The 22,290-nt window shown below is 53.5% G+C and carries 21 protein-coding genes and 1 tRNA gene; 15 read left to right on the top strand and 7 right to left on the bottom strand.

Features of this window, described 5'->3' with window-relative positions; translation table 11 throughout:
* Positions 1 to 40 precede the first annotated feature (40 nt).
* On the top strand, positions 41 to 1,492 hold the full coding sequence (locus EDD53_RS00315) for a cobyric acid synthase (RefSeq protein ID WP_123791219.1): 1,452 nt from the start codon (positions 41 to 43) through the stop codon (positions 1,490 to 1,492).
* Here the strand turns inward: EDD53_RS00315 and EDD53_RS00310 are convergent, their stop codons facing one another.
* The 3 genes from EDD53_RS00310 to EDD53_RS00300 all read right to left on the bottom strand — a co-directional run bounded on the left by EDD53_RS00310 (position 1,493) and on the right by EDD53_RS00300 (position 4,960).
* Positions 1,493 to 2,734, bottom strand: coding sequence for a hypothetical protein (locus EDD53_RS00310; RefSeq protein ID WP_123791218.1), 1,242 nt, complete (start codon positions 2,732 to 2,734; stop codon positions 1,493 to 1,495). It lies immediately after the preceding gene.
* A gap of 117 nt (positions 2,735 to 2,851) precedes the next feature.
* Entirely contained in the window at positions 2,852 to 4,255 is a 1,404-nt protein-coding gene (locus EDD53_RS00305; RefSeq protein ID WP_246002119.1) for a TolC family outer membrane protein, read from the bottom strand.
* A gap of 51 nt (positions 4,256 to 4,306) precedes the next feature.
* Positions 4,307 to 4,960: a protein-L-isoaspartate O-methyltransferase family protein gene (locus tag EDD53_RS00300; RefSeq protein WP_123791217.1), complete on the bottom strand. Its 654-nt coding sequence runs from the start codon at positions 4,958 to 4,960 to the stop codon at positions 4,307 to 4,309.
* A 330-nt stretch (positions 4,961 to 5,290) separates the two neighbouring features.
* Between EDD53_RS00300 and EDD53_RS00295 the strand changes: the two genes are divergently transcribed.
* Positions 5,291 to 5,364 (top strand) — tRNA-Cys (locus tag EDD53_RS00295).
* A gap of 470 nt (positions 5,365 to 5,834) precedes the next feature.
* Here the strand turns inward: EDD53_RS00295 and EDD53_RS00290 are convergent.
* The 3 genes from EDD53_RS00290 to EDD53_RS00280 all read right to left on the bottom strand — a co-directional run bounded on the left by EDD53_RS00290 (position 5,835) and on the right by EDD53_RS00280 (position 11,619).
* A complete protein-coding gene (locus EDD53_RS00290) occupies positions 5,835 to 8,954 on the bottom strand; it encodes an efflux RND transporter permease subunit (protein WP_123791216.1) in 3,120 nt (1,039 codons plus the stop codon).
* Positions 8,951 to 10,174 (bottom strand): efflux RND transporter periplasmic adaptor subunit, encoded by a 1,224-nt coding sequence (locus tag EDD53_RS00285; protein WP_123791215.1) that lies wholly within the window; start codon positions 10,172 to 10,174, stop codon positions 8,951 to 8,953. Before EDD53_RS00285 ends, EDD53_RS00290 begins: the two co-directional genes overlap by 4 nt.
* 548 nt (positions 10,175 to 10,722) lie before the next feature.
* Complete coding sequence (locus tag EDD53_RS00280) at positions 10,723 to 11,619, bottom strand: LysR family transcriptional regulator (protein ID WP_123792335.1); 897 nt, start codon at positions 11,617 to 11,619, stop codon at positions 10,723 to 10,725.
* Positions 11,620 to 11,737: 118 nt separating this feature from the next.
* On the opposite strand from EDD53_RS00280, the gene EDD53_RS00275 reads away from it, so the two are divergent.
* The 8 genes from EDD53_RS00275 (at position 11,738) to EDD53_RS00245 (ending at position 17,407) form a co-directional block, all read left to right on the top strand.
* On the top strand, positions 11,738 to 12,166 hold the full coding sequence (locus EDD53_RS00275) for a DoxX family protein (protein ID WP_123791214.1): 429 nt from the start codon (positions 11,738 to 11,740) through the stop codon (positions 12,164 to 12,166).
* A 65-nt stretch (positions 12,167 to 12,231) separates the two neighbouring features.
* Positions 12,232 to 13,119, top strand: a complete 888-nt coding sequence (locus EDD53_RS00270) for a VOC family protein (protein WP_123791213.1) — start codon at positions 12,232 to 12,234, stop codon at positions 13,117 to 13,119.
* A 9-nt stretch (positions 13,120 to 13,128) separates the two neighbouring features.
* Positions 13,129 to 13,629: a cytochrome b gene (locus EDD53_RS00265; protein WP_123791212.1), complete on the top strand. Its 501-nt coding sequence runs from the start codon at positions 13,129 to 13,131 to the stop codon at positions 13,627 to 13,629.
* 74 nt (positions 13,630 to 13,703) lie between these two features.
* Complete coding sequence (locus tag EDD53_RS00260; protein ID WP_123791211.1) at positions 13,704 to 14,309, top strand: protein-methionine-sulfoxide reductase heme-binding subunit MsrQ; 606 nt, start codon at positions 13,704 to 13,706, stop codon at positions 14,307 to 14,309.
* A 153-nt stretch (positions 14,310 to 14,462) separates the two neighbouring features.
* The gene (locus EDD53_RS14705) at positions 14,463 to 14,651 is read left to right on the top strand and encodes a hypothetical protein (RefSeq protein WP_148087087.1); all 189 of its coding nucleotides are present in this window, start codon (positions 14,463 to 14,465) and stop codon (positions 14,649 to 14,651) included.
* A 62-nt stretch (positions 14,652 to 14,713) separates the two neighbouring features.
* Positions 14,714 to 15,823, top strand: coding sequence for a Hint domain-containing protein (locus EDD53_RS00255; protein WP_123791210.1), 1,110 nt, complete (start codon positions 14,714 to 14,716; stop codon positions 15,821 to 15,823).
* A 355-nt stretch (positions 15,824 to 16,178) separates the two neighbouring features.
* Positions 16,179 to 16,997, top strand: coding sequence for a MipA/OmpV family protein (locus EDD53_RS00250; protein WP_123791209.1), 819 nt, complete (start codon positions 16,179 to 16,181; stop codon positions 16,995 to 16,997).
* Between the two features lie 65 nt (positions 16,998 to 17,062).
* Complete coding sequence (locus EDD53_RS00245) at positions 17,063 to 17,407, top strand: hypothetical protein (protein ID WP_170162649.1); 345 nt, start codon at positions 17,063 to 17,065, stop codon at positions 17,405 to 17,407.
* 121 nt (positions 17,408 to 17,528) lie between these two features.
* On the opposite strand, the gene EDD53_RS00240 is transcribed toward EDD53_RS00245, so the two are convergent.
* On the bottom strand, positions 17,529 to 18,443 hold the full coding sequence (locus EDD53_RS00240) for a LysR family transcriptional regulator (RefSeq protein ID WP_170162648.1): 915 nt from the start codon (positions 18,441 to 18,443) through the stop codon (positions 17,529 to 17,531).
* Between the two features lie 104 nt (positions 18,444 to 18,547).
* Here EDD53_RS00240 and EDD53_RS00235 point away from each other — a divergent pair, with 104 nt between their 5' ends.
* From EDD53_RS00235 to EDD53_RS00215, 5 genes are all read left to right on the top strand, one after another.
* A complete protein-coding gene (locus tag EDD53_RS00235; protein WP_211331571.1) occupies positions 18,548 to 19,027 on the top strand; it encodes a hypothetical protein in 480 nt (159 codons plus the stop codon).
* Entirely contained in the window at positions 19,024 to 19,596 is a 573-nt protein-coding gene (locus EDD53_RS00230; RefSeq protein ID WP_123791206.1) for a peroxidase-related enzyme, read from the top strand. Before EDD53_RS00235 ends, EDD53_RS00230 begins: the two co-directional genes overlap by 4 nt.
* A gap of 13 nt (positions 19,597 to 19,609) precedes the next feature.
* Positions 19,610 to 19,996, top strand: a complete 387-nt coding sequence (locus EDD53_RS00225) for a Rid family detoxifying hydrolase (RefSeq protein WP_123791205.1) — start codon at positions 19,610 to 19,612, stop codon at positions 19,994 to 19,996.
* Position 19,997: 1 nt separating this feature from the next.
* The gene (locus tag EDD53_RS00220) at positions 19,998 to 21,131 is read left to right on the top strand and encodes a PLP-dependent cysteine synthase family protein (RefSeq protein ID WP_123791204.1); all 1,134 of its coding nucleotides are present in this window, start codon (positions 19,998 to 20,000) and stop codon (positions 21,129 to 21,131) included.
* Positions 21,132 to 21,354: 223 nt separating this feature from the next.
* A complete protein-coding gene (locus tag EDD53_RS00215; protein ID WP_123791203.1) occupies positions 21,355 to 22,290 on the top strand; it encodes a LysR family transcriptional regulator in 936 nt (311 codons plus the stop codon).

Below are 22,290 nucleotides of genomic sequence, written 5' to 3'. Positions count from 1 at the left end.
AATCACACTAGAACATTCCAAAGATGTAGATGAGGCGGCAATGGCAAAAGCGATTATGATTCAAGGGGCGGGCAGCAATGTCGGTAAATCCATGTTGGTCGCTGGGATCGCGCGAGCGCTTACCGCGCGCGGATATAAGGTCGCGCCATTTAAACCGCAAAACATGTCAAACAATGCAGCCGTATCAGCGGACGGTGGCGAAATAGGCCGCGCGCAAGCTTTGCAAGCACGCGCCTGCGGTTTGCCCCCCCATACGGATATGAACCCTGTTTTGCTCAAACCCGAAACAGATATCGGCGCGCAGGTTGTGGTGCAGGGCAAACGCATCGCAACCCTGAAAGCGCGTGACTACGGCAAGATGAAAGCCACCTTGATGCCTGCCGTTTTGCAAAGTTTTCATCGCTTGGCGCAGGATGTCGATTTCATCATTATCGAAGGCGCAGGTAGCCCCGCCGAAATCAATCTGCGTAGCGGAGATATCGCCAATATGGGCTTTGCAGAGGCCGCAAATGTGCCCGTCGTACTGATCGGCGATATAGACCGTGGCGGCGTGATCGCACAACTGGTGGGCACGCATACGGTGTTACCCGTTGAGGATCGTGATCGCATTAAAGCCTTTGCCGTCAATAAATTTCGCGGCGATGTCAGCCTGTTTCAAGACGGTGCCAGCGCCATTTCCGATATGACAGGCTGGGCCGATCTGGGCACCATTCCATGGTTTAGCGCCGCGCATCGTTTGCCAGCAGAAGACATCATGGATATCGCTTCTAGTGGCGATGGTCCGATCAAAATCATCGTGCCACGCCTATCGCGCATCGCAAATTTTGATGACCTTGATCCTTTGGCCGCAGAGCCGAATGTGCGGATTGAAATTATCGAAGCAGGGCGCCCTTTACCGCTAGATGGCGATCTGATTTTACTGCTTGGCACCAAATCGACGATCAGCGATTTGGCCGACCTGCGCGCCCAAGGTTGGGACATCGACATACAAGCCCACCTGCGCCGTGGCGGGCATATTTTAGGAATTTGCGGCGGATATCAAATGCTTGGCAAATGGATTGAAGATCCACAGGGCATCGAAGGCCGCGCAGGACGGCACGCGGGTCTTGGCCTGCTTGATGTGACAACGGTGATGAGCCCCACCAAACGGCTGGCCGAAGTCACCGCTATCGACAAAGATACGGGCACACGACTATCGGCCTATGAAATTCACATCGGCCGCACCCAAGGGCCAGATTCTGTACAGGCTTGGCTTGATATTGATGGACGTCCCGAAGGGGCTTCAGCACAAAACGGGCGGATCAAAGGCTGTTACCTGCATGGGCTCTTCGCTGCTGACGATTTCCGTCACAGCTACCTGTCACAATTCGGATTGACCGACCCGCATGTCAATTTCGAAGCAGGCGTGGACGATACGCTCGACGCCCTGGCCACCCATATTGAAACTCATATGGATATAGATCACCTGATCGCTTTGGCTAAGACTGTGTAACTATTCGAAGTCACGCAAGGTCAAGGCACGTTGCACTTCGCGGCGCACCAATCGGCGGACGTTGCTGGTAATGCGTTCGCCTAAGCTGCCTTGCAACTCTTCGCGGATCACTTCGGCAATCATATCGCGCAATGCGCCTTCGTCCAAAAGTTCTTGATCCGAATAGCCCGCCAAAGCTAAATCATCATCGTCGTCTTCTGATCCACTATAGGCGACATGATCACTTTCTTGCAGGGCTTCGGCTGTGGTTTCAAAGGGGGAGGCTTCGGCGGCCTCTGCCTCCTCAGACATCTTGTCCTTTTGCACATCATGTTCGAAGGCTTCAAAATCACTTGGGCCTTCTAGGTCATGATCTTGATCCGCGTGATCTGTTGCAACATCTGCTGTCTGATCTACAACTTCAGGCTCTGGTGCTTCCGCAACATCTGTATGTTGCGCATGAGTGAATTTTGCCGCAGAGGCGGATTGAAAGTCCAAAACCCGTGCGGACGGATTAGCCCAAGCAGGCGAAAATGCAGTTGGTTCGTCTGCGTCATAGTCTTCTTCATAGCCATCATAGCCTGCGGTTTCATCCGCTTGCCAATCTTCGAATGCAGCCTCAACGGGTTGTTCTTCAACCGCGGCCTCCAATTCCGCAATGCGTTCTTCAATGCTCATCGATGTGGACGGGGCATGATGCGGCTCTGCCTGCGTTGTCGTTTCTTGCGGCTCCGGTGGCGTATCAGCGCTGACAGGTTGTGGCACATCGCGCATCAAAGCTTGGGCGGCTAAGACGGCATCTTCGACCGTTTCTCCGCGTTCGGACTGCACTGCATCACCCTGCAGATCTTCATTGACAACATCCGCCACTTCCAGCGGATTTTGGTTATCTGAGGGCTCGCTGACATCGGCACCGCTATCGTCATCGGTAGCAATTGGCGCAGCATGCGTTTCATCACTTGCATCAGCAACAGGGGTAACGGCATCCTGCGCTTCAAGGATCAAAGGCTGGATATCTTTACCTGAGGTCACGGTCGTTGCGGGGGCTTGCGACCTCTCGACTGACGATTGTGCTGTCGTGTCACGATCATTTTCGGAAGGTTTTTTGCCTTCGACCACACGCAAATCAGGGGACAAAACCAAACGGTCAGTCACAGGAGTAGGCTTGGCCTTGCGCGCCATTGGATCATAGGTTTCCGAAACCAATCTGCGAATGGATGCCAAAACATCATCCGCATCGATATTTGTCATTGGATCAGACATCCCGACTCCCCCAGTTTTATACGCTCTATGGTAGCCATCTTCTGTACGACACACAACAAATAGAAAATCCGCCCAACAAAATTGAGCGGATTTAATTTCACAAAATACATTTTTTGCTTAGTTGCGACCCAAAGATTGCAAAACGCGATCCAACTTTTCGCCCTGAGCACTTATATTTGAGGTCGGAGCCGTTTTCACAGCGTTATAATAAGCGGCAGGATCATAAACTGGCACATCCAAGTTCAAATGGCTGACTGTCAAAAGACCCATAGCACTTAACAGTGAAAAGACTGCACTTTCGCTATTGATCCGCGCTTGAATTGCAAGAACCTGTGCATCAAGCAAATCTTGTTCCGCTTCCAACACGTCTAATGTGGTTGAAGCGCCAAGGTCAGCTTCTTCTTTCACGCCTTGATAGGCAACACGCTGAGCTTGAACAGACGCGGCTGTCGCTTTGGATGAGGCTGCAGTGACAGACAACATCGACCAAGCGGTCCGAACATTTTGTTCAACCTGACGCGCAGATGTGTGCAATTCAGCACGCGCTGCGTCTAGGTTCGCTTGGGCTTTACGAATCGCCGATGCCCCGTTGCCGCCAGCATAAATGTTGCCGCGTGCAACGATCCCAAAACTGTCACGCGAATTTTCTACCGTCAAAGCATTGTCATTCCAGTCACTGCCGTAAGTCCGAGAAGCTGAGGCAGACACCGTAGGAAGCAGGCCGCGCTCAGCAATTTGCACTGCCAAATCGAGGGCCGAAATCCTATGTTGCAAAGCTTTAATCGCGGGATGCGACTGAACGGCCAAACGCACAGCTTCGTCTACAGTGCTCGCAGGCACTTTCACTGAGGGTGGCGTCGATAGGTTTGACGGGTAATTACCAACGGCAACTTTATATGCTTCGCGCGCGGATAAAACTTGGCCCTGCGCTGCGGCATTTAGAGATCTGGCTGATGCAAGCTGTGCTTCGACTTGGCTGACTTCAGTGCGCGTGATTTCCCCCACTTCAAAGCGATCTTGGGCAGCACGCAGATTTTGTTGATTCAACCGCACGGAGTTGGCACGTACATTGGCTTGGGCTTCGTAATAACGCACATCCATATAGGCTGAGATCGCAGCGCCCAACACGTCTTGTTCGATTGCCACCAAACTTGCACGTGTCGCCAGTACCGTTTCTTTTGCGGCATCAACGCTCAACTTGTTTTTACCAAATGTAAACAGGGTCATACTGGCCGAAAATTCAAGAGACTTTGCCCAAGCGCCAGCGCCACCGCCGACCGCGTCATATCCAGCGCTCGCAGTGTAACCAAGCGTTGGACGCATAGCAGAGACAGCGGCCGCGACGCCTTCATCTGTTGCACGTAGATTGGCGCGGTTTTGTTCAAGTAAACCAGAGTTTTTATATGCAGAGGCTAAAGCATCGCCAAGGCTTTCTGCACTCAAAGCCGCGGGACTAAGCGCCACAACCATAGCAAACATACTTGCAGCCAGCGACCGCCCTGCCCCAAATTTTAAACGCATATCAATGCCCTAACTTTTCTAAATTATGACATTCACGTCACAAATGTTCTGTTAAAGCACAAACTCGTTTTGTGCTTCGTATCCAGGAAGAACTGGCGCAGTCGCGTTAAATACCATGCGCCAAGTCAACTTACCCTTTATCTTGTAACCGATACGTACAATTCCAAGGCTTCCGTCGAGAAAAATTGAACAAATGCGACCACCTTCTTTGACTTGGTCTAAAATTGCAGCAGGAATCTCTTGTGCAGCCCCTTGCAAGATCACAACGTCATAAGGTCCGTGCTGTGGAGCACCCGCCGCAAGACCAGCAACTTCGACAACCACATTATCTGCGCCAGCGGCTGCCAAAGCGGCTGTGGCATCTTTGGCCAGATCCGCATCTTGTTCGACTGCGATAACAGCCTGCGCCATGCGCGCCATCACAGCTGATGAATATCCAAGACCAGTGCCGATATCCAAGACCAGTTCGTCGTTTTGAATATCCAAAGAATCTAGCATTTTCGCAAAAACACGCGCATCCAAAACAACGCGTCCATTGCCTAAGGCAATATCGTCACCAACATATGCGGCTTCACGCTGCGCTGCGGGTACAAAATTTTCGCGCGCCACTGTTAGCATCGCTTCGATAATGGGGAATTTAGTCACATCAGAGGGGCGCACCTGCGTGTCGACCATCATTGTGCGCAATTTGGCAAAATCTGTCATAAATTGAACTCTCTCGTTCAGAAGTGTCTGCGTGTTATTGCCATATCACAACCCGCACGGCAACACGCGATTAGCTAACACGACCTGCGCCATATCAACACATTTTGGTGACAGCACAATTTTCCATCATCCACACAACTTTAGCGCAAGCGCAAATTTTCATAGACAAAAAGCAATCGTAAAATTGGCGCATTTCATAAAGATTAGGTGCTGGACAAGCCTTGGGAAAAAAGTAATAAGCCTCACGAACAATCGAAGGGCCTTCAACAACCACATTTTGATGGGCCTATGTTCGAATATTAACCCGTGCAAATTTAGGGTTAACAAAGAGGCGAGTTGGCGGAGTGGTTACGCAGCGGATTGCAAATCCGTGTACACCGGTTCGATTCCGGTACTCGCCTCCATTAAAAAACAATCACTTACATCACTCCTTGCTGTGTTTGAGGCCCCGCGTTTACAGGGGTGTTTACATTTTTGTGTTTTGAGCCAGTGATTTTGCTCGATTGAGCTTGCGCAAAACCGCATCGCTTTCGTCGGGGCAAACCAGCGCATAATGCTCGATAACTTGCGCCGCGTAGCGAACCGATCAGCTCATCAGAACTGTGATCTGCTTCGATGCCCAGCGGGCCGTCAAAGGCCTGCCAAGCTCTTTCAGCTTCCCCTCTTCCACCGCACAATTCAGAACGCGTGTCGCATGGATGCCTGCCATATCGTGCTGCTTGGGCGAATGGAGCCATTTCTTGCGATCGCGAAATTTCAGTATACCCGAACTTTTTCGACAAATTTTGAAAGTTGGCAGCGAAGTTCGTCCGCTGAAAGATCACCAAAACGCAAGCTAACGCCGTTTCGTTCGCTTTCAAAATTCGCCATGCAGTTATTCATCGAAAGGTTTGCTGGGCGTTCGGCTGGCCCTTTTTTCGCCGAGCATCAGCATCGCCGGTGTCACGATCAGGGTCAGTATCGTGGCGATAACCAGCCCGCCTGCAATCGCCGAAGACAGGTCTGTCCAAAGCTGGGTGGATGGCGCACCATAGACGATGTCGCGGGTAAAGAAGTTGATATTCAACCCGATCACCATAGGCATCAGCCCCAGTGCCGTTGTCACAGACGTCAAGAACACGGGCCGCAGACGTTGCGCCCCTGTGCGCAGGGCTGCGTCAAGCGGCGGCTGACCAGATTTGCGAAGATCATTATAGGTGTCGATCAAAACAATATTGTTGTTCACGACGATGCCCGCCAAAGCGATCACACCGATCCCGCCCATCACGATGCCGAAGGGGCGGCCCATGATCAAAAGCCCCAAGAGAACGCCCGCGATGGAAAAGACGATCGCGCTCATGACCACAAAGGCCTGATAGAACCGATTGAATTGCAACACGAGGATCACAAACATCAACAAGATCGCCGATACGAAAGCGCCGATAAGAAAGATCATGCTGTCCTGCTGATCCTCTGCCTCACCCGCGAAAGAAAAGCTGACACCCTCGGGCAGCCCCGCCTGCTCTAGGGCGGCGGTCAGGGCAATCACCTGATCATTTACCAAGACATCTGCTGTGACATTGGCCTCGATCGTCGTGACGCGCTTTTCGTCAATCCGGCGGATAATGCCGGTGCGCTCTGTGGGGGCAAAAGTCACAAAGTTTGCAATCGGCACCAGCCCAACAGTCGTTGGAACACGCAACCCACCCAGTTCGGCGAGCGTGCGTTCTTCGCGCGGGAACCGGACCCGAATATCAAGCGATCCGTCAACATCATCGGGGCGGTAGCCAGCCACGGTTATCCCTTGGGTCAGCAATTGAACCGCTTGTCCCAATAGGCTGACATCAGCCCCAAAGCGCGCGGCTTCGGCCCGATCAACCAGAATGGAGACCTCCACACCGGGAACAGGCAGCGTATCCGTCACATCGGTGAAGCCGCCAATGCCATCCATAATGTCGCGGATTTTCTGCACCGCTGGCCCGATACTTGCGGGATCTTGCGTCGTGAGTTGGAGGTTCACGGGCTTGCCGCCAGTCGGGCCGCCGCTTTCCGTTTCCACCTGCACATCGATGCCCGCAATGTCGGCAACACTTTTGCGGATATCGACGCCGATTTCTGCGGCGGTGCGACGCGTATCCCACGGGGTGAGTTCCAGCTGCAAAGTGCCAATCGTTTCTTCATCGCCCTGCCCTGCAGACATCATGGACCGTGCATAGATGCTGGCGATTTCGTCATAATCCAACAGGCGATCCTCGACGGCGCGCACCAATGCGTCACGCTCGAAGATCGAGAAATTGTCACGGGCACGGACCTGAACCTGCATAAAATCAGGCTCAGAAGATGGGAAAAAGGTCACCCCTTTGCCGAACTGTCCATAAGCCCCAAAGCCCCCGAGCAGCAGCGCCAGCGCAAGCAGCACCGTCGCACCGGGCCGCAGGATGGACCATTCCAACAGGCGCACATATCCGCCCGTCAAGCCGCGCATGTCACGTGGATCACCGATTTCCGCCGCGTGAAGGGCCGCTTTTTGTGCGGCGGTTTGTGGCTGGCGCTTGCCGATGACGCCGCCAACAACCGGAATGAAAATCAGGGCCATAAACAAGGATGCGAAAAGGGTCAGGATCACTGTGATTGGCAAAAATTTCATAAACTCACCAATCATGCCCTGCCAGAACAGAAGAGGCAAAAACACGCAAAGGGTGGTGGCCGTAGAGGCGATGATCGGCCAAGCCATCCGTTTGGCGGCAAAGGCATAAGCGGCCTTTGGCTTTGACCCTTCTTGCAACTTGCGATCCGCGAGTTCTGTGGTGACGATTGCCCCATCCACGAGCATTCCCACAACAAGGATCAACGAGAACAGCACAACGATGTTCATCGTATAGCCCATCAGCCAAAGCGCAGTCACGCCAGCCAGAAACGCACCCGGAATGGCCAGCCCTACAAGAATGGCAGAGCGAAAACCAAGCGCCAAAACGATCACAATCATCACAAGGATCACGGCGGCAATTACATTGGCCTCCAGATCGTTAAGCATGTCCTCCACCTGCTTGGACTGATCTTGCAAAAACGTGATCTCGATACTATCCGGCCAATCCACCCGCAGCTGTTCGACCACGGCTTTGACCTCTGCCACAGTGGCGATGATATTCGCGCCAGACCGCTTTGTGACCTCAAGCGCCAAAGCCGATTGGCCGTTGATACGGGCAAAGGAACTCGGGTCTTCAAACGTGCGCCGGATCGTCGCCACATCACCAAAGGTCACAACCGCATTGCCTCGTACCTTGACGGGCATCGCCATCACATCGTCCAGATCCTCGATCAAGCCCGGCACCTTCAGAACGATGCGCCCCGATCCTGTTTCAATCGCGCCCGCCGCAATCAAACGGTTGTTGCGCTGGATTTGCCCGATCAGCTCATCAAAGGACAAATTGTAGGTTTCGAATACTGTGGGATCGATCAAGACCTCAAGGAATTCAAATCGTTGTCCGCCAATTTCGGCCTCAAGAACACCTTCCAGTGCTTCGATCTCTTCTTGCAACTGTTCGGCAAGGGCATTCAACGTACGCTCTGGCACTGGGCCGGACAAAACCGTTGTGATGATCGGAAAAAGGGCGGTATTGATTTCTGTTATGGTGATGTCGCCGGCATCTTCGGGCAGATCCCCTTGGACACGGTCCGCCGCTTCGCGAACCTTATCCAATGCTTCGTCATTGTCACCACCCGGCAGGAATTCCAACTGGATGCTTGCAAACCCTTCGGTCGCATCCGAGTTCATGCTGTCCAGACCCTCGATCGATGCAAACTCGGCCTCCATCGGTTCCAGCAACAGCCGTTCCGCATCACTGGGGCTGATCCCGTCCAAGTCCGTCGAGACATAGAACAAGGGCAGCGGCACTTCGGGATTGGATTCCTTGGGGATCGCGCTGTAGGCATAGGCTCCGACGGTGAGCAGCGTTATCAAAGCCATCATCACAACCCGCGACCGCGAGAAGGCCGCATCAATGATACTGTTCATTGCGCGTCCTCACCCGGCATCGGGGCGACGGTTTCGCCCGCGTTGACATAGCCTTGGCCCACTGTGATCAGATCAACCTCCTCTGGCAGGCCCGCAACCCAAACACCATCAATCTGGGCCCGCACAAGTTCGGTCGGATAGAATTGCACGACATTATTCGAATCCACCGTCTTCACCCCAAGCTGGCCTTGGCTATCAAGCGATACAATCGACGGAGACAGGAAATGCGCGCTGACTTCGCCAGTGGGAATGATGACCTCGGCGGAAATACCTGCAGGTATTGCCCCGTCATCATTGGGCACTTCGACCTCAACCAAAAAGGTGCGTGTCTCGGCGGCCGCGGATGTGCCAACAAAACTGACGACCCCTTCCCGTTCTTCGCCGGTGATAAAGTTCACGCTGGCGATTTGACCGACGGACAAGGCATTCAAGGATTGCTGTGACGCCTGAATGGCAACGGTTAATGGCGTGATATCGACCAAGCGGCCGACTTCGGTTCCCGCGGCGACATATTCGCCTTGGTCAATATCAAGCATTTCGACCCTCCCCGCAAACGGGGCGGTAATCGTAAGAGATTGCGCTTCGTCTGCCGCCGCAGCCACCTGCGCTTGCGCCGCGGCAAGGGCAGCGCGCGCCACAGAGACGCGATCCGCCGTCGAAACCCCGCGTTCGAGAAGCGTTTGCGCATTATCAAACTCACGCTGGGCACGGGCAAGTTCTTCCGCAGCGCGGCTTACATCGGCAATGTTACGCGTCGGATCAAGGCGTGCGATGACATCGCCCATTGCCACGTCCTGACCTTTACGCACCAAGACTTCAGCGACATCACCAGAGGTCTCGCTGCGCAAGATCGTATCCCGATCCGGCAGCGCCTGACCCTCGGCCTGATAATATTGTGTCACCTTTTCTGACGTCACAGTTTCCACGGCGACGGCCACAGGCCTTGGCGCCTCGCGCGTGACAACGACTGCGGCCTCTTGTGAAGGAAACACAAACCCGCTTCCCATCCAAGCCACGATGCCAAAAACAAGGGCAGCCGCAATCCATGTCGAACGCGATGCGCCACTGTCCGCACGAAACGCCAAAGCTGTGGGCGTTTGGATCGCATCACTTTGTTCGGACGCGATCGGGTCATCGGTCGTCTGAGCGGGGATCTGCGGCGCCTCGTCTAGCACTTGGTCGTCTCCAACAGAAGGGGTGTCAATCGCGGTCTTTGACATTGGTTTTGTCCTTTAAAATGAAGCGCAATGGCCCTTCGAAGCTTTAGATATGTTCGTCAAGATGAAACGTCATTAGCGATTTTGCCAAGTCAGCGTTTACTCTGAGTTTATGATGTCAGTAAATTCAAGCGGCAAATAAATATAGGTGTGTCCACTTGCCATTAAAACCTCTCGCAATGCCTATGTAGCCCAAATAGTATTCATTCGTTGAATGTCACCCAAAGTCGGTCTCATCCCCTACTCTGTGAGGGCGGCTCTGGGCCACGCGTGTCGATGCGCATTCATGCTGCAAGTGAACTTGCTGAGATGAAGCGTCGTTGAAGTTGTGGTAAATGATGACCTGCGCTGCCACATGCCCGAACTCACAAAGTGCGGGACAAAGCTGACTTCGATACTTTTAGATGGAATGGCTGGTATTCGCGCCTTTCGCGTTCCGCCTGAACACCAACGGCGAAAATAGGATCATCGCGGTGGTTTGTCATGTGCAACATTATCTTGTGAAGCCAAAAGACTTGACCGCCTAGGACATATTTTTGATTGTCATTGCATTACTTCAAAACGGCGCTGAACCCTTCTGGCCCAGCCAAAAAGTCCAAAAAGCTGCGCGTTTTGGCGGGCAAATAGCTGCGGTCTGAATAGATCGCCTGCAATTGCAGTTTTGGCCAATCAACCTTGGGTAAAACGACCTCCAAACGGCCTTCGTTGATATCATTTCGTACAGACCAGCTTGGCACCATTGCAAAGCCCATTCCAGCCATTGCTGCCTGATACAGAATACTTTCGTTGCCGCTGACCAACACAGATTTGAACTTAACATCCAACCCATGTGCCCCACCAAATTTGACCCGCCCGTCTGCGGCAACCTGCGAATAGGCAAGCAGTGGTGCGTTGTTCAGATCTGCCGAGGTCTCAGGGCGTCCAAAGCTGTCCAAAAAGGCTGGGGCCGCGACCAATTGGAACGTCACCTCTCCCAATTTGCGGGCTATGAGCCCTTCATCCAACTTGAAGGCGACACGCAGCGCCAAATCAATGCCTTCTTCCACCATGTTTATCTTGCGGCCACTTAGGTCGATATCAAAAGTCACATGCGGATTTTGCTGATGATAGGCGGTCAAGATTTTCGCAAAGGTCGGATTGGACATCCAGACGGGCATCGACACTTTGAGTGTTCCGCGCGGCGAGAGTGTGTCAGTGGTCAATTGCGCTTCAGCCTCAAACAGCCCGTCAAGCAACGGGCGGACCGTTTGCAAATACTGCGCGCCAGCCTCGGTCAGGCTCACGTTCCGACTGTTTCGATTGAGCAGACGCGAACCGACGCGCGCCTCGACGTGTTTAACGTGTTTGCTGGTCATCGCAGGCGACAGGCCAAGCCGTTCCGCTACGGCAGAAAAGTTCTTTTGCTCTGCAACTTCGGCAAAAACACGCAGGCTTAAAAGTGTATCCATCATCAACTCTCAGTAAACATTGGATCAATGAATAGCCTAATGATGCATTCAGGGGAATGGTTTATTTCTATTCTCATCACAACACGCTGCAAAAGCGAATTTTTGGAAAGAGAACGAGATGACAACGATTGAAACAAATGCCGCACAAACTGGCAAGGGCTGGAATATTGGCCTTTGGGTCGCCCAAGGTCTTTTGGCCGCGATGTTCATGATGGCAGGTGCCACCAAGCTGGCGTCCGGATCGGCTGAATTGGTCGCGATGGGCATGGGTTGGGCTGAAAATGCGCCCTTCTTGCTGATCAAATTTATTGGCTTGGCCGAGGTCGCGGGCGCCCTTGGTCTGATCCTGCCAGCCGCAACACGCATTATGCCACATTTGACGAAACTGGCCGCGGCTGGACTCTGCGTCATCATGGTTTTGGCCGCAGGCGTCCACATCCTTCGCGGTGAATTCGCAGTGGTGCCGGTTAACCTAGTTTTGTTTGCACTGGCCGCTTTTGTGGTCTGGGGACGCACGAATAAGGCGCCGATCGCACCGCGCGCTTAATCCAAACCAATGCGCTCCGGTGTCTCCCGCCGGGGCGCGCTCTCCTTTGCAAGAGGCTCCTTCCCATGTTCAATTCTGTGCTTGCCGCCAACACAAACCTTTCCCCGCAAACTGACCGCCTATCTTGGGGGAAGGTTGAACTTCAGGTGACAGATCTGGATCGCGCTGTTGCCTTTTGGACCATGGCCTTGGGGTTGATCGAACGCGATCAATCAGCGCCCGGCGTTGCCCTTGGAACAAAAGATCGCACGCTGATCGTCCTTCACCCCGGTGCACAAACCGCTGTCAAAGCGCCCTTTTCAGGTATGTATCACGTCGCAATCGGTGTGCGCAGTCAGGTCGAGTTTTCACGCATACTTGCCCGTTTGATCCATCTGAATGTGCAGGTCGCGCCGACGGATCACCTCATGGCGAAGTCGCTGTACTTGCATGACCCCGACGGTCTTGAAATTGAAATCACCTTTGAGACGCCAGAACGCTTTGGTCATTTTGGCGATATGTCTCGAGGGCTGACACTCTATGATGTTGACGGACACCCCCATTCGGGACGCGGACCGCTGGATGTGAGGGCCGAGTTGGCCCATGCGACGGGCGCAGACCCCTTGGCCCCCTTGGCGGACGACAGTTACCTCGCGCATCTGCACTTCAAAGTGCCAGCACTGGAACCCGCATTGGACTGGTTCGAAACCCTTGGATTTGAACGCCACCTAACGCTGGACGCATGGGGTTTTGCCGATATGGGCGCTGGCGCCCCCAACACGCACCGGTTGGCCATGAATATCTGGGCTGGTCACAACAACCCGCCTATGCCGCAAGATATGGCTGGATTGGTGCACTACGAATTGTTCACCCATGGCGAGGTCGTCACCTCCCCTCATCTACACAAAGACGGCGATGTCTTGCGTGGGACCGATCCCGCTGGCGTCTCAGTAACCCTGCGCCCAGCAAAATAGGAGAGAATTATGACAGATACCCCGACAACCTACCGCTCTGCGCAGATCATTTTGCACTGGGTCGTCTTCGCCGCCATCTGGGTGCAATGGCTTTTCAACGAGCCGATGAAACGCACCATTGAGGCCATGCAGAGAGGCGCAACACCCGAAGGCAACGACGCCACGATGGCGTTGGTTCATGTGGGCTTTGGGTCAACGATCCTGCTGGCGGTGCTTGCGCGGATTTATCTGCGGTTTCGCTATGGAACACCCGGCCACGCCCCCGGCACATCCCCGATGCAGGCCAAAATTGCCACAGCGGTTCACTGGTCACTTTATGGCACGCTGATTGCCATGGTGCTCACGGGTGGGATGACATGGAACGGTGTCGCTGATCTGGGCTATATGCACTCGCTTTTGAACATTGTGCTGTTTGGCCTGATTACAGCCCATGCCGCAGCGGCCATTTTCAACCAATTCGTTCGTAAGGACGGCACGCTGGCGCGGATGATCCCCGCCCTCAAGAAATAAAATATCGCCCAAGCCGTGACGGAAAACCGTGGCTCGGGCGTATCACACAAATACACACAGACTTGGGCCCTGATATGCAACGGTTCTTCGCCGCGACCTCACCTTTTTTCACATGGGCAGTGCTGGCTTCCCTTGGCATCATGATGACCTATTCGGCGCTGACCTCTACGGATCCGAAGGTCTTTCATCAACTTGTGCACCCATCGGGAGAAACTTCCGCAAGATTGTTGATTGTGACACTGATCGCGACCCCTTTGGCGATGCTGCTAAAGGGATGGCGCGGACCGCAATGGTTGAAACGCAATCGTCGTTATCTGGGCGTGGCGTCGTTTGGCTATGCGGCGCTACACACGATGTTTTACCTGCTGGATAAGGCGTCACTGACCACTGTTGTCGGTGAACTGCCACGCCTTTACATCTGGACCGGCTGGATCGCGTTTATCATTTTCATACCCTTGGCGCTGACATCTATGGACTACCTCCTGCGCAAGATGGGCACATGGTGGAAATGGCTGCAACGCTGGACCTACGCCGCCGCCGTGCTGACACTGGTGCATTGGGCCGCTTTGCATGATTGGGGTGGCGCCGCACCCGCCCTTGTCCACTTTGGCCCCCTAATCGCGCTTGAGGCCTACCGTGTCTGGTATTGGTATTTGCGACCACGACCCACGGCGGCATAGCGACCGCAGGCTGCCTTTCGGCCAGTCGTCGCACTTGCGAAATCAATGGATCGCCTGATGACAGCTTTGCGAAAAAATTACCCTTGCTCACTCCATCGCCAATGACTGCATTTTCAAATGCCATACTGGCGCTAAAATGAAGTGCTGTCGGAAATGCAGGCGATCGCTGCAGATGCGAAGGAAATGCTGCGGTCCGTGAAGCCAATATCCAAGCATGCGGCAGTACGCGCCTTTGCCGCGGATCATCATGCCCGACTTGGGAAGGTGAAGGTGTTGTTGGAGAAAAGAACCAATATGTTTTCCAACAAATTGCCCTGCTTTGGTAAATTTAGTGTTCTTTAAACTTCATAGGGTATCCACTGAAGTGAAAATTGCGCAAGCACAAGGCAGGACACGGCAGAACAATGGTCGACGTAACACGCACAGTCATACGACTGGGAAATTTCTCGGACGGTATTGCCGATATTGATCCGGACGGGACCGGAAGTGCGGAAAACGCCGCTGCCTTGGTGAACCAGACCTTTACCGGCGCGACGATGTCTGTCGAAACGATCACTTACTCCGATGGCGACAATGACGGGTTCATCGACTACGATGGTACAGTCGGCTCGGGTGGCGATTATATCATTTACGACTTTGGAGGCGGCCCTGTCTCTGAAACGATGGATCAAGGAGTCTGGTATGACATCGATATCCTGTTGGGGGATGGCAGCACCTTTTCGACAAACGCCCTCATTTTCCAGACGCCGAGTGGTGAGACGTTTCTGAACGAATTTTCGACGTCACTCGACAATCTCGACATCCAGTCGATAACGCCAACGGCCGTCAAAAATGCGTACTTCAGTCGTACCGCCACCAGCGAATCCGTCGACAACACTACGGTTTGCTTTGCGCGGGGCACTGAAATCCTGACACCTGACGGCCTTCGCCTGGTCGAGGATTTCCGCCCCGGAAATGAAGTGCTGACGACCGACGGCAAAGCGCAGAAAGTCATCGCAGTTTATCGAGTGCCAGCCGACTCGGCGGGCACAAACCCACCTGTCCGTTTCGAAAGCGGTTCTTTGGGCCACAACATGCCAAGCAAGCCCCTGACGGTCACAGCCAACCACCGCATGCTTTGCGCATCGCGACTGACCTTTCGGATGTTTGGTAAGACAGAGGTGTTAATCCCAGCAATACGGTTTGTGGGCCTTTGCGGCGTGGACACTTGCAGCGCCTCATCGCAATTGGAATTCTTTCATCTGCAGCTAGAGATCCATTCCGTCATCTGCGCAAACGGGGCTTTTGCTGAAAGCTGTCTGCTGGGCCCTGTCGCTGTGCAAAGTCTTCCAAGGGTTCTGCGAAACATGACTGTGGAACAAGATGCTCATGCGCTACGATATCCTGTTCCGTCAGGGCACAAGCAACGGCAGTTCATGTGCAGGTTGGCGAAAAACAGTCACTCGGTGATTGAAAGACAAGTCGCTCAACACTATTCCCGCCGCATTCGAGACCTAGCCCCTGCCATCATTTGATCTAGGGCCTTCAAACCCAAATCTGGGGTGGCTTTTTCATACCAACGTAAGAGAAGACAACCCGCAACGCCTCGCTCGTCAGTCCGTTGAATTGGCAGTACCCTCGCCCGAATTCGCGGGGCTGCATCAGGGACGTCCACACGTGAAACCGGGTTGAGGGTCATGATGGCGCGCTGAGGTTTCTCAATGAAATTGCGCAGGCGTGACCACAGGCCTGTGGCGGCCTCATCGTTTCCTCGTGGGAAATGTAGCTTCAACTATCTTCCCGATGATGCACCCAAGGGAGATCCCTATCTAATGCCGCATAGATGCAAGATGTTGCGGTCATTAGGTCGGCATCAAAAGGAGACAGTAGATGAAGTCACGATCAATATTGCCAATTATCGCTTTCATAGGCCTGCCGAGCGCAGCACTTGCCCAAGGTCACGCAGATCAAGACAGCGGCCTTCAGGTTACCATCAGCGGCGGGATCGTCAGCGCGCCTTCTTTTGTTGGCGATGACGACTACCAGACAAGTATTTTCCCAAACGTCACCTTGCGCTACGGTGACCGACTTGAGGCATCGTTACGCGGCATTGAATACACCGCGATCATTGGTGATGGATGGAAAGCGGGCGGCATATTGGGGTACGATTTCGGACGCGAAGAAGCCCCAGACGCAAGCGATTTTATGATTTCAGGTGAGGCCTCTACAGACCTGATTGGTTTAGGAGATGTTGACGGAACAATCGAAATCGGCGGCTTTGTCGCCTATGAGGCTGGCCCGTTTGCTGCTCATTTCGAACTGCGCCAAGGTGTCGACGGTGGCCATGATGGGTTGCATGGTGAAGCGCGTGCGCAATACCGCGGCAGGTTTGACGCGATGGCACTGCCTGTGTTTTTCGGGGTGGGGCCAAAGATTAGCTTTGGCGACGACGCTTATAACAGCGCTTACTTTGACGTCTCTGCCGCGCAGTCTGCCGCCTCGGGCATCAGTGAATACGACGCTGGTGGCGGGATAAATTCCTACGGTTTAGGCGCAAATGTGATGGTACCACTTAGCGCTCAAACATCGCTCATTGGTTTTGTGGATTACGAACAACTGACAGGCGATGTCGGCAATTCATCAATCGTGCAGGAACGCGGGTCGCAAGATCAGGTCAGAGCAGGCGTCTTTCTGAATTATACATTCTAAACCTGCAATGCGTGCAGCGATCTGGGCCTCAGGTCGCTGTTCGTGTCGCGGCCCTCATGTAGTCAATGGAGACGTTTCCATTGCTGTTCATTTTGCGACATCCAACTGTGCTTATCTGCGGCGTTGCGCTCACCGCCTTGGCCTTCAATAGCATGGTCTATTTTTTGGTCCGCGAACAAATGGATCCCGTTGCAGCGATGAATTTGACGGATGAGTATCGGCATTTCATCGAAATCCGGCCAATCTGGGAACTGTTTGCCGCGAACCTGACCTATGTCACTGGGTTCTTGGCGGTGCCATTTCTTTTGCTGCGCCGCAAGCCAGCAGTTTGGCTTTTTGCGGTGATCCTTGTTCATGGACATCTCCGTCTTCCAAAGTCTGCCAGATTAACGGAAACGTCTTGCGCGTAACGGCATATCTACAGGCTGCACATGTGTTCCGTTTGGAAAGATCCACAGCATTCTTCCGTCGCCTTTGTAGCAGTAAATGCTATCATAGCAGCGGCATCAAACCGAGAAGCTCCAAAGAGCATCAGTCGATCACTTTGCCATCAAGCTGTTCGGAAATCTTTTTGAAACCAGCGCGTAATGAGGCATCTAGTTGAGGTGTTTCAGACTGGGTGCGCCTGAAAAGGCCCCATTCATATTCAATACTCACATCCAGCGGAATGGCCTTAACACCAGCCATCTTAATGCCATTGGCTGAAACTGGGTCTACCAAAGCAATGCCCAGCCCAGCGCCTGCTGCCAACATTGCATTGAGCGAACTGTTGGACACCAATTCGGCTTGCGGCACAACAGAGGCCTGCGCCAAAGCCGCATCAATGCGATGTCGAATCCTATAGCTATTTCCCAAAGTCAAAAGGCGTGTGTCGCGTAGCTGTGTCAGTGAAACATGCATTTCTGCATAGTCTTCACGTACAACGGCCTTTAATTCGCTGCGCGCGACCGCCAAGCAATCCAACCCCGCATGGGACAGTGGCAAAGCTGAAAACCCGTATTCCACTTCGCCCGACTGCAATGCAAGCGCCAGATGTTCGGCATCCATTGTCGTCACAGTCACCAATTCAGGCAGCGCATCCTCAATGTCTTTTAGAAGCTCAGGCAAAATCCCAGCAGCCATGGTGGGTGTCGCACCAATGGTTAAAGACTTTGCCCGCTCCCCGCGCAAGGTTGCCGCCCGTTGCGCCACCTGCGTATAGCTGGTCAACAATCTCAACGCGTCCTCGTGAAACAAGACACCTTTTTGGGTGGGGGAAATGCGCGGCCCATTGCGTTCGAAAACAGTGAAACCCAGTGCTGCTTCAAGGTCCCGTATCAGTCTTGTGATCGCGGGTTGGCCGAGGTCCAAACGCTTTGCTGCAGCCGTCATCGAGCCTGATGCCATGACTGCGACGAAAGCTTCGATCCCGCGCATATCGGGTTGTCCATTATTCTTGTTTGACATAATCAACACTTCATGATTGTCTAAGGGAATTATATATCGCCTATTATGCATATACAGCATACCAGCGCACCCCGATTCCTTAAGCAAAGAACAGTGAGGCTTTCGTGACACAAAAATTGGACGCTATGGACCGAGCAGCGGGACTATCAGCCGACAGCCCCCTGCGGAGCTTTCGCGCCTTTCGGCCCGAATTTGTTGAAGGCAGCGAAGCCTGTCGTCTAGCGGTTCTGACACCAGAGGATGATCTTGGGCTCAGTCAAGACCTGCGGGCAGCGATTGCACGCAGGGTCGCCTTAGGCGCGAACAACTCTACTTTTCTGGCAGAGTACCCGATGCCAGAAAACCCTGACTTCAGCGACCTTGCAACAGGAAAGCCAGTCACAGATCCAGCCTTAGCTGCGCTTGCATCGCATGCAGATATGATTGCCGCCACGCCCGCAAAGGCGAGTGCTGCGCATCTCGCAGCCCTGCAAAGCGCGGGGTATTCGGTCCCGCAAATCATAGCCCTATCAGAACTCTTGGCATATGTTTGCTTTCAAATGCGCGTGGCTCATGGTCTGCGCTTGCTGGAGGGCACGTTATGAGCACCCGATCCGGCATCCCGCAAATCACCCTCAAAGCACTAAAATGGGAACCTCATCTGCCCCCCGTCGAAATGGAGGATGCAACACCACGCCAATTGGCTGCGATGAAGGTTACGCCTTCGGCTAAAAAAGTGTCGCCCTATGTGCGCACCTTAGCCCATGATCCTGATAGCTATGTGGCACGCACCGAACTTTTCAATGCGATTATGTATGTCAAAGAAGGTTTGCCACGCGAAGATCGCGAAATGGGCGCGCTTGTGGCCTCCATCGCAAACGGGTGCAGATATTGCGCCAATGTACATGCCCGCCAGCACGCGAAACTTTCTGGATCTTCTGCCATGGTTTCCGCGCTTTATGCAGCACGCCCTGATGCCCTTTCTGACAGAGAGTCAGCCATCTTGGCATTCTCAAAAGCGCTGACAACCACGCCCCCATCAGCCGATGCAGAGCATGTAGAAACATTACGCCAAGCGGGTTTGGACACAAAAGAAATCATCGACCTCATTCATGCGGTCGCAATTTTTGGCTGGGCAAACCGGCTGATGCATCCACTTGGTCACTCCACCTGAAAGGCAAGACACCATGACAGCCCCCCTTAAACACATCACAACCGATGCAGCGCCTGCCGCTATCGGTCCATATTCTCAAGCCACACAGGTTGGCGATCTGTTGTTCGTTTCGGGTCAATTGCCCATCGACCCCAAGACTGGCGCATTCAATTCAGAATCTCCTGTGGAACAAATGACGCAATGTATGGCGAATATTGCAACCATCGCCAAAGCCGCTGGCACGGATATGTCGCGCATCGTGAAAACGACAATCCTTGTGACCGATCTTGCGCAATTTGCCGATATAAACGCCGCCTATGGTGCCGCTTTATCCGCGCCGTTTCCTGCGCGGGCCTGTTACGAAGTCTCGGCCTTGCCCAAGGGCGCACAGGTCGAAGTTGAAGCTGTGATTGCGTTGTAACATGGGCATTTTACAAAACCCCAAGGACTGCTGTGATCTGTTGCCCCTGCCCGATGGCGCAGAACGTGAATGGGCAAGGCGGGCCATTGCTTTGCTGCAAGGCGACGCGCGCAGATCAGCGGACACCCATCTGATAAAGCCCGTATTTCCAGACCTACAGGGCATTGATATTTATCTGAAAGACGAAAGTACACATCCCACAGGATCTCTCAAGCACCGCCTTGCTCGGTCGCTTATTTTATACGGGATATGCAATGGCCACATCGGCCAGAACACCACTTTGGTCGAAGCGTCATCAGGGTCCACTGCCGTTTCCGAAGCCTATTTTGCCCGTTTGCTGAATCTACCTTTCGTGGCGGTGATGCCGCGCAGCACCTCGATGCAAAAAGTGAAAGAAATTGAACGCTTTGGTGGACGCTGTCACTTTGTTGAAAAATCTTCCGAAGTCTACACCGCCGCGCAGACAATCGCCAATGAGGTCAGCGGCCACTATCTGGATCAGTTTACCAATGCAGAACGCGCGACCGATTGGCGCGGGAACAATAATATTGCGGAAAGTATTTTTGCCCAGATGGAAGGCGAAGCCCACCCTGTGCCCGAATGGGTGGTGATGAGCGCAGGAACAGGCGGCACGTCCGCAACGATCGGTCGCTATATTCGTTATCGTAACTTTGCCACGCGGCTTTGTGTTGTCGATGTTGAAAACTCGGCATTCTATGACAGCTATTGTTCGGGGGATCGCGACAAAACCTGTGATCAGGGATCTCGCATCGAAGGGATTGGACGCCCGCGGGTTGAACCCTCTTTCTTGCCCAATGTCATTGATCATATGATCCGCATCCCCGATGTCGCTTCCTTTGCCGCAATGCAGGTTTTGTCAGACCGAATTTTCCGCCGCGTTGGGGGATCAACGGGGACAAATTTCTTTGGACTGTGTTGGGTCGCTGCTCAAATGCGAAAAAAAGGGCAAACTGGATCACTCGTTTCTGTGATCTGTGACAGCGGCGCACGCTACCAAGATACTTACTACAACGATGAGTGGTTACAAAGCCAAGGTTTCGAACTGGGACCATGGATAGAGGCGATAGAAAATTTCCTGCAAGGCGACGATCTCATTCTTCCGACGGTCTCGTGAAAAACCTATAGGTGCCCTCCCCCTTCATACGATTTGAAATGGCTCTCTTTATGAGGGCCATTTTCATATGCTCTTTGCCGTTACTGGCGTCCGGTTCTAATGCCCAATGCTACCTGCCTATTTTTGCATCAATACGCTCTCACTATTCAAATTTAGCATTATAATTGGCAATCAATTCAAAAATTGCATTGATTGATGGAATTAATTCACCAACACTATAGGTATGAATCAGAAAGACATCATAACCTTCCTAAAGGTCGCAGAAACAGGATCGGTCACCCAATCAGCCGACGCGCTGGGCAGATCCCAACCTTCTGTGACGCGTTGTTTGCAAGATCTCGAAGCGACCTTAGGATTTGCGTTGTTCACGCGCGTTGGACGCCGGATCAGCTTGACCGCAGAAGGGGTGGCCTTCGAAGAAGAGTCCCGCCGCCTGTTGCAATTGATGCGAGAGCTGCCCGAACGCACGCGAGCGCGGGCCAGTGCGATGCAATTTCCGCTCACGATCTCATCGACTTACGCGCTGGGAACAGGGCTGGTGCCGCACGCCATCGCGCGCTGGTCATCCGCGCAGCAGCCCCGTGAAATACGGATGATACAAAGCACTCCAAATGGCGTGGCACAGGATCTGCTGTCAGGCAATGCGCGTATCGGATTGGCCTCTTTGCCTTTAGATGTGCCAGGCGTGATTTGTCACAGACGTTACAGCGCACCGCTGGTGATCGCCCTGCCCGCGGCGCAGGCAGAGCAATTCCCAAAAGGCGTCCCTGTCGCATTGCAAGACGTAATGAATGACACGCTGATTACAATGTTGGATCAAGCGCGACTTCAAGGGCGCATCCAAAGTGCGTTGGATGCAACGGGTGTTACACCGCCAAGGGTTATGCGTGCGAACTCATCGGCCGCAGCCCTACAGCTTGCGCGCCTCTTGGCTGTCCCTGCGATTGTCGAACCTGTGACCGCATTTGGGGCAACCCCACCCGACATAATTTTGCGCCCGATCGCAGATCAAATCGATTTTACCTTCGGCTTGTTTAGCACGGAGGGCGGCACGGTATCGACTGAAACTACGACGTTTTTCGATGCCTGCGAAGCCGCGCTTTTTGACCTGATTCCACAGGTCAAACGCATAGACCGCCCCGAAAATCTGAGGACTTAA

Origin of the sequence: Pacificibacter maritimus (assembly GCF_003814915.1) — a bacterium.
GTDB lineage: Bacteria > Pseudomonadota > Alphaproteobacteria > Rhodobacterales > Rhodobacteraceae > Celeribacter > Celeribacter maritimus.
Note: the sequence above shows the minus strand (reverse complement) of the source record. Positions and strands in the feature narration are given on the sequence as shown.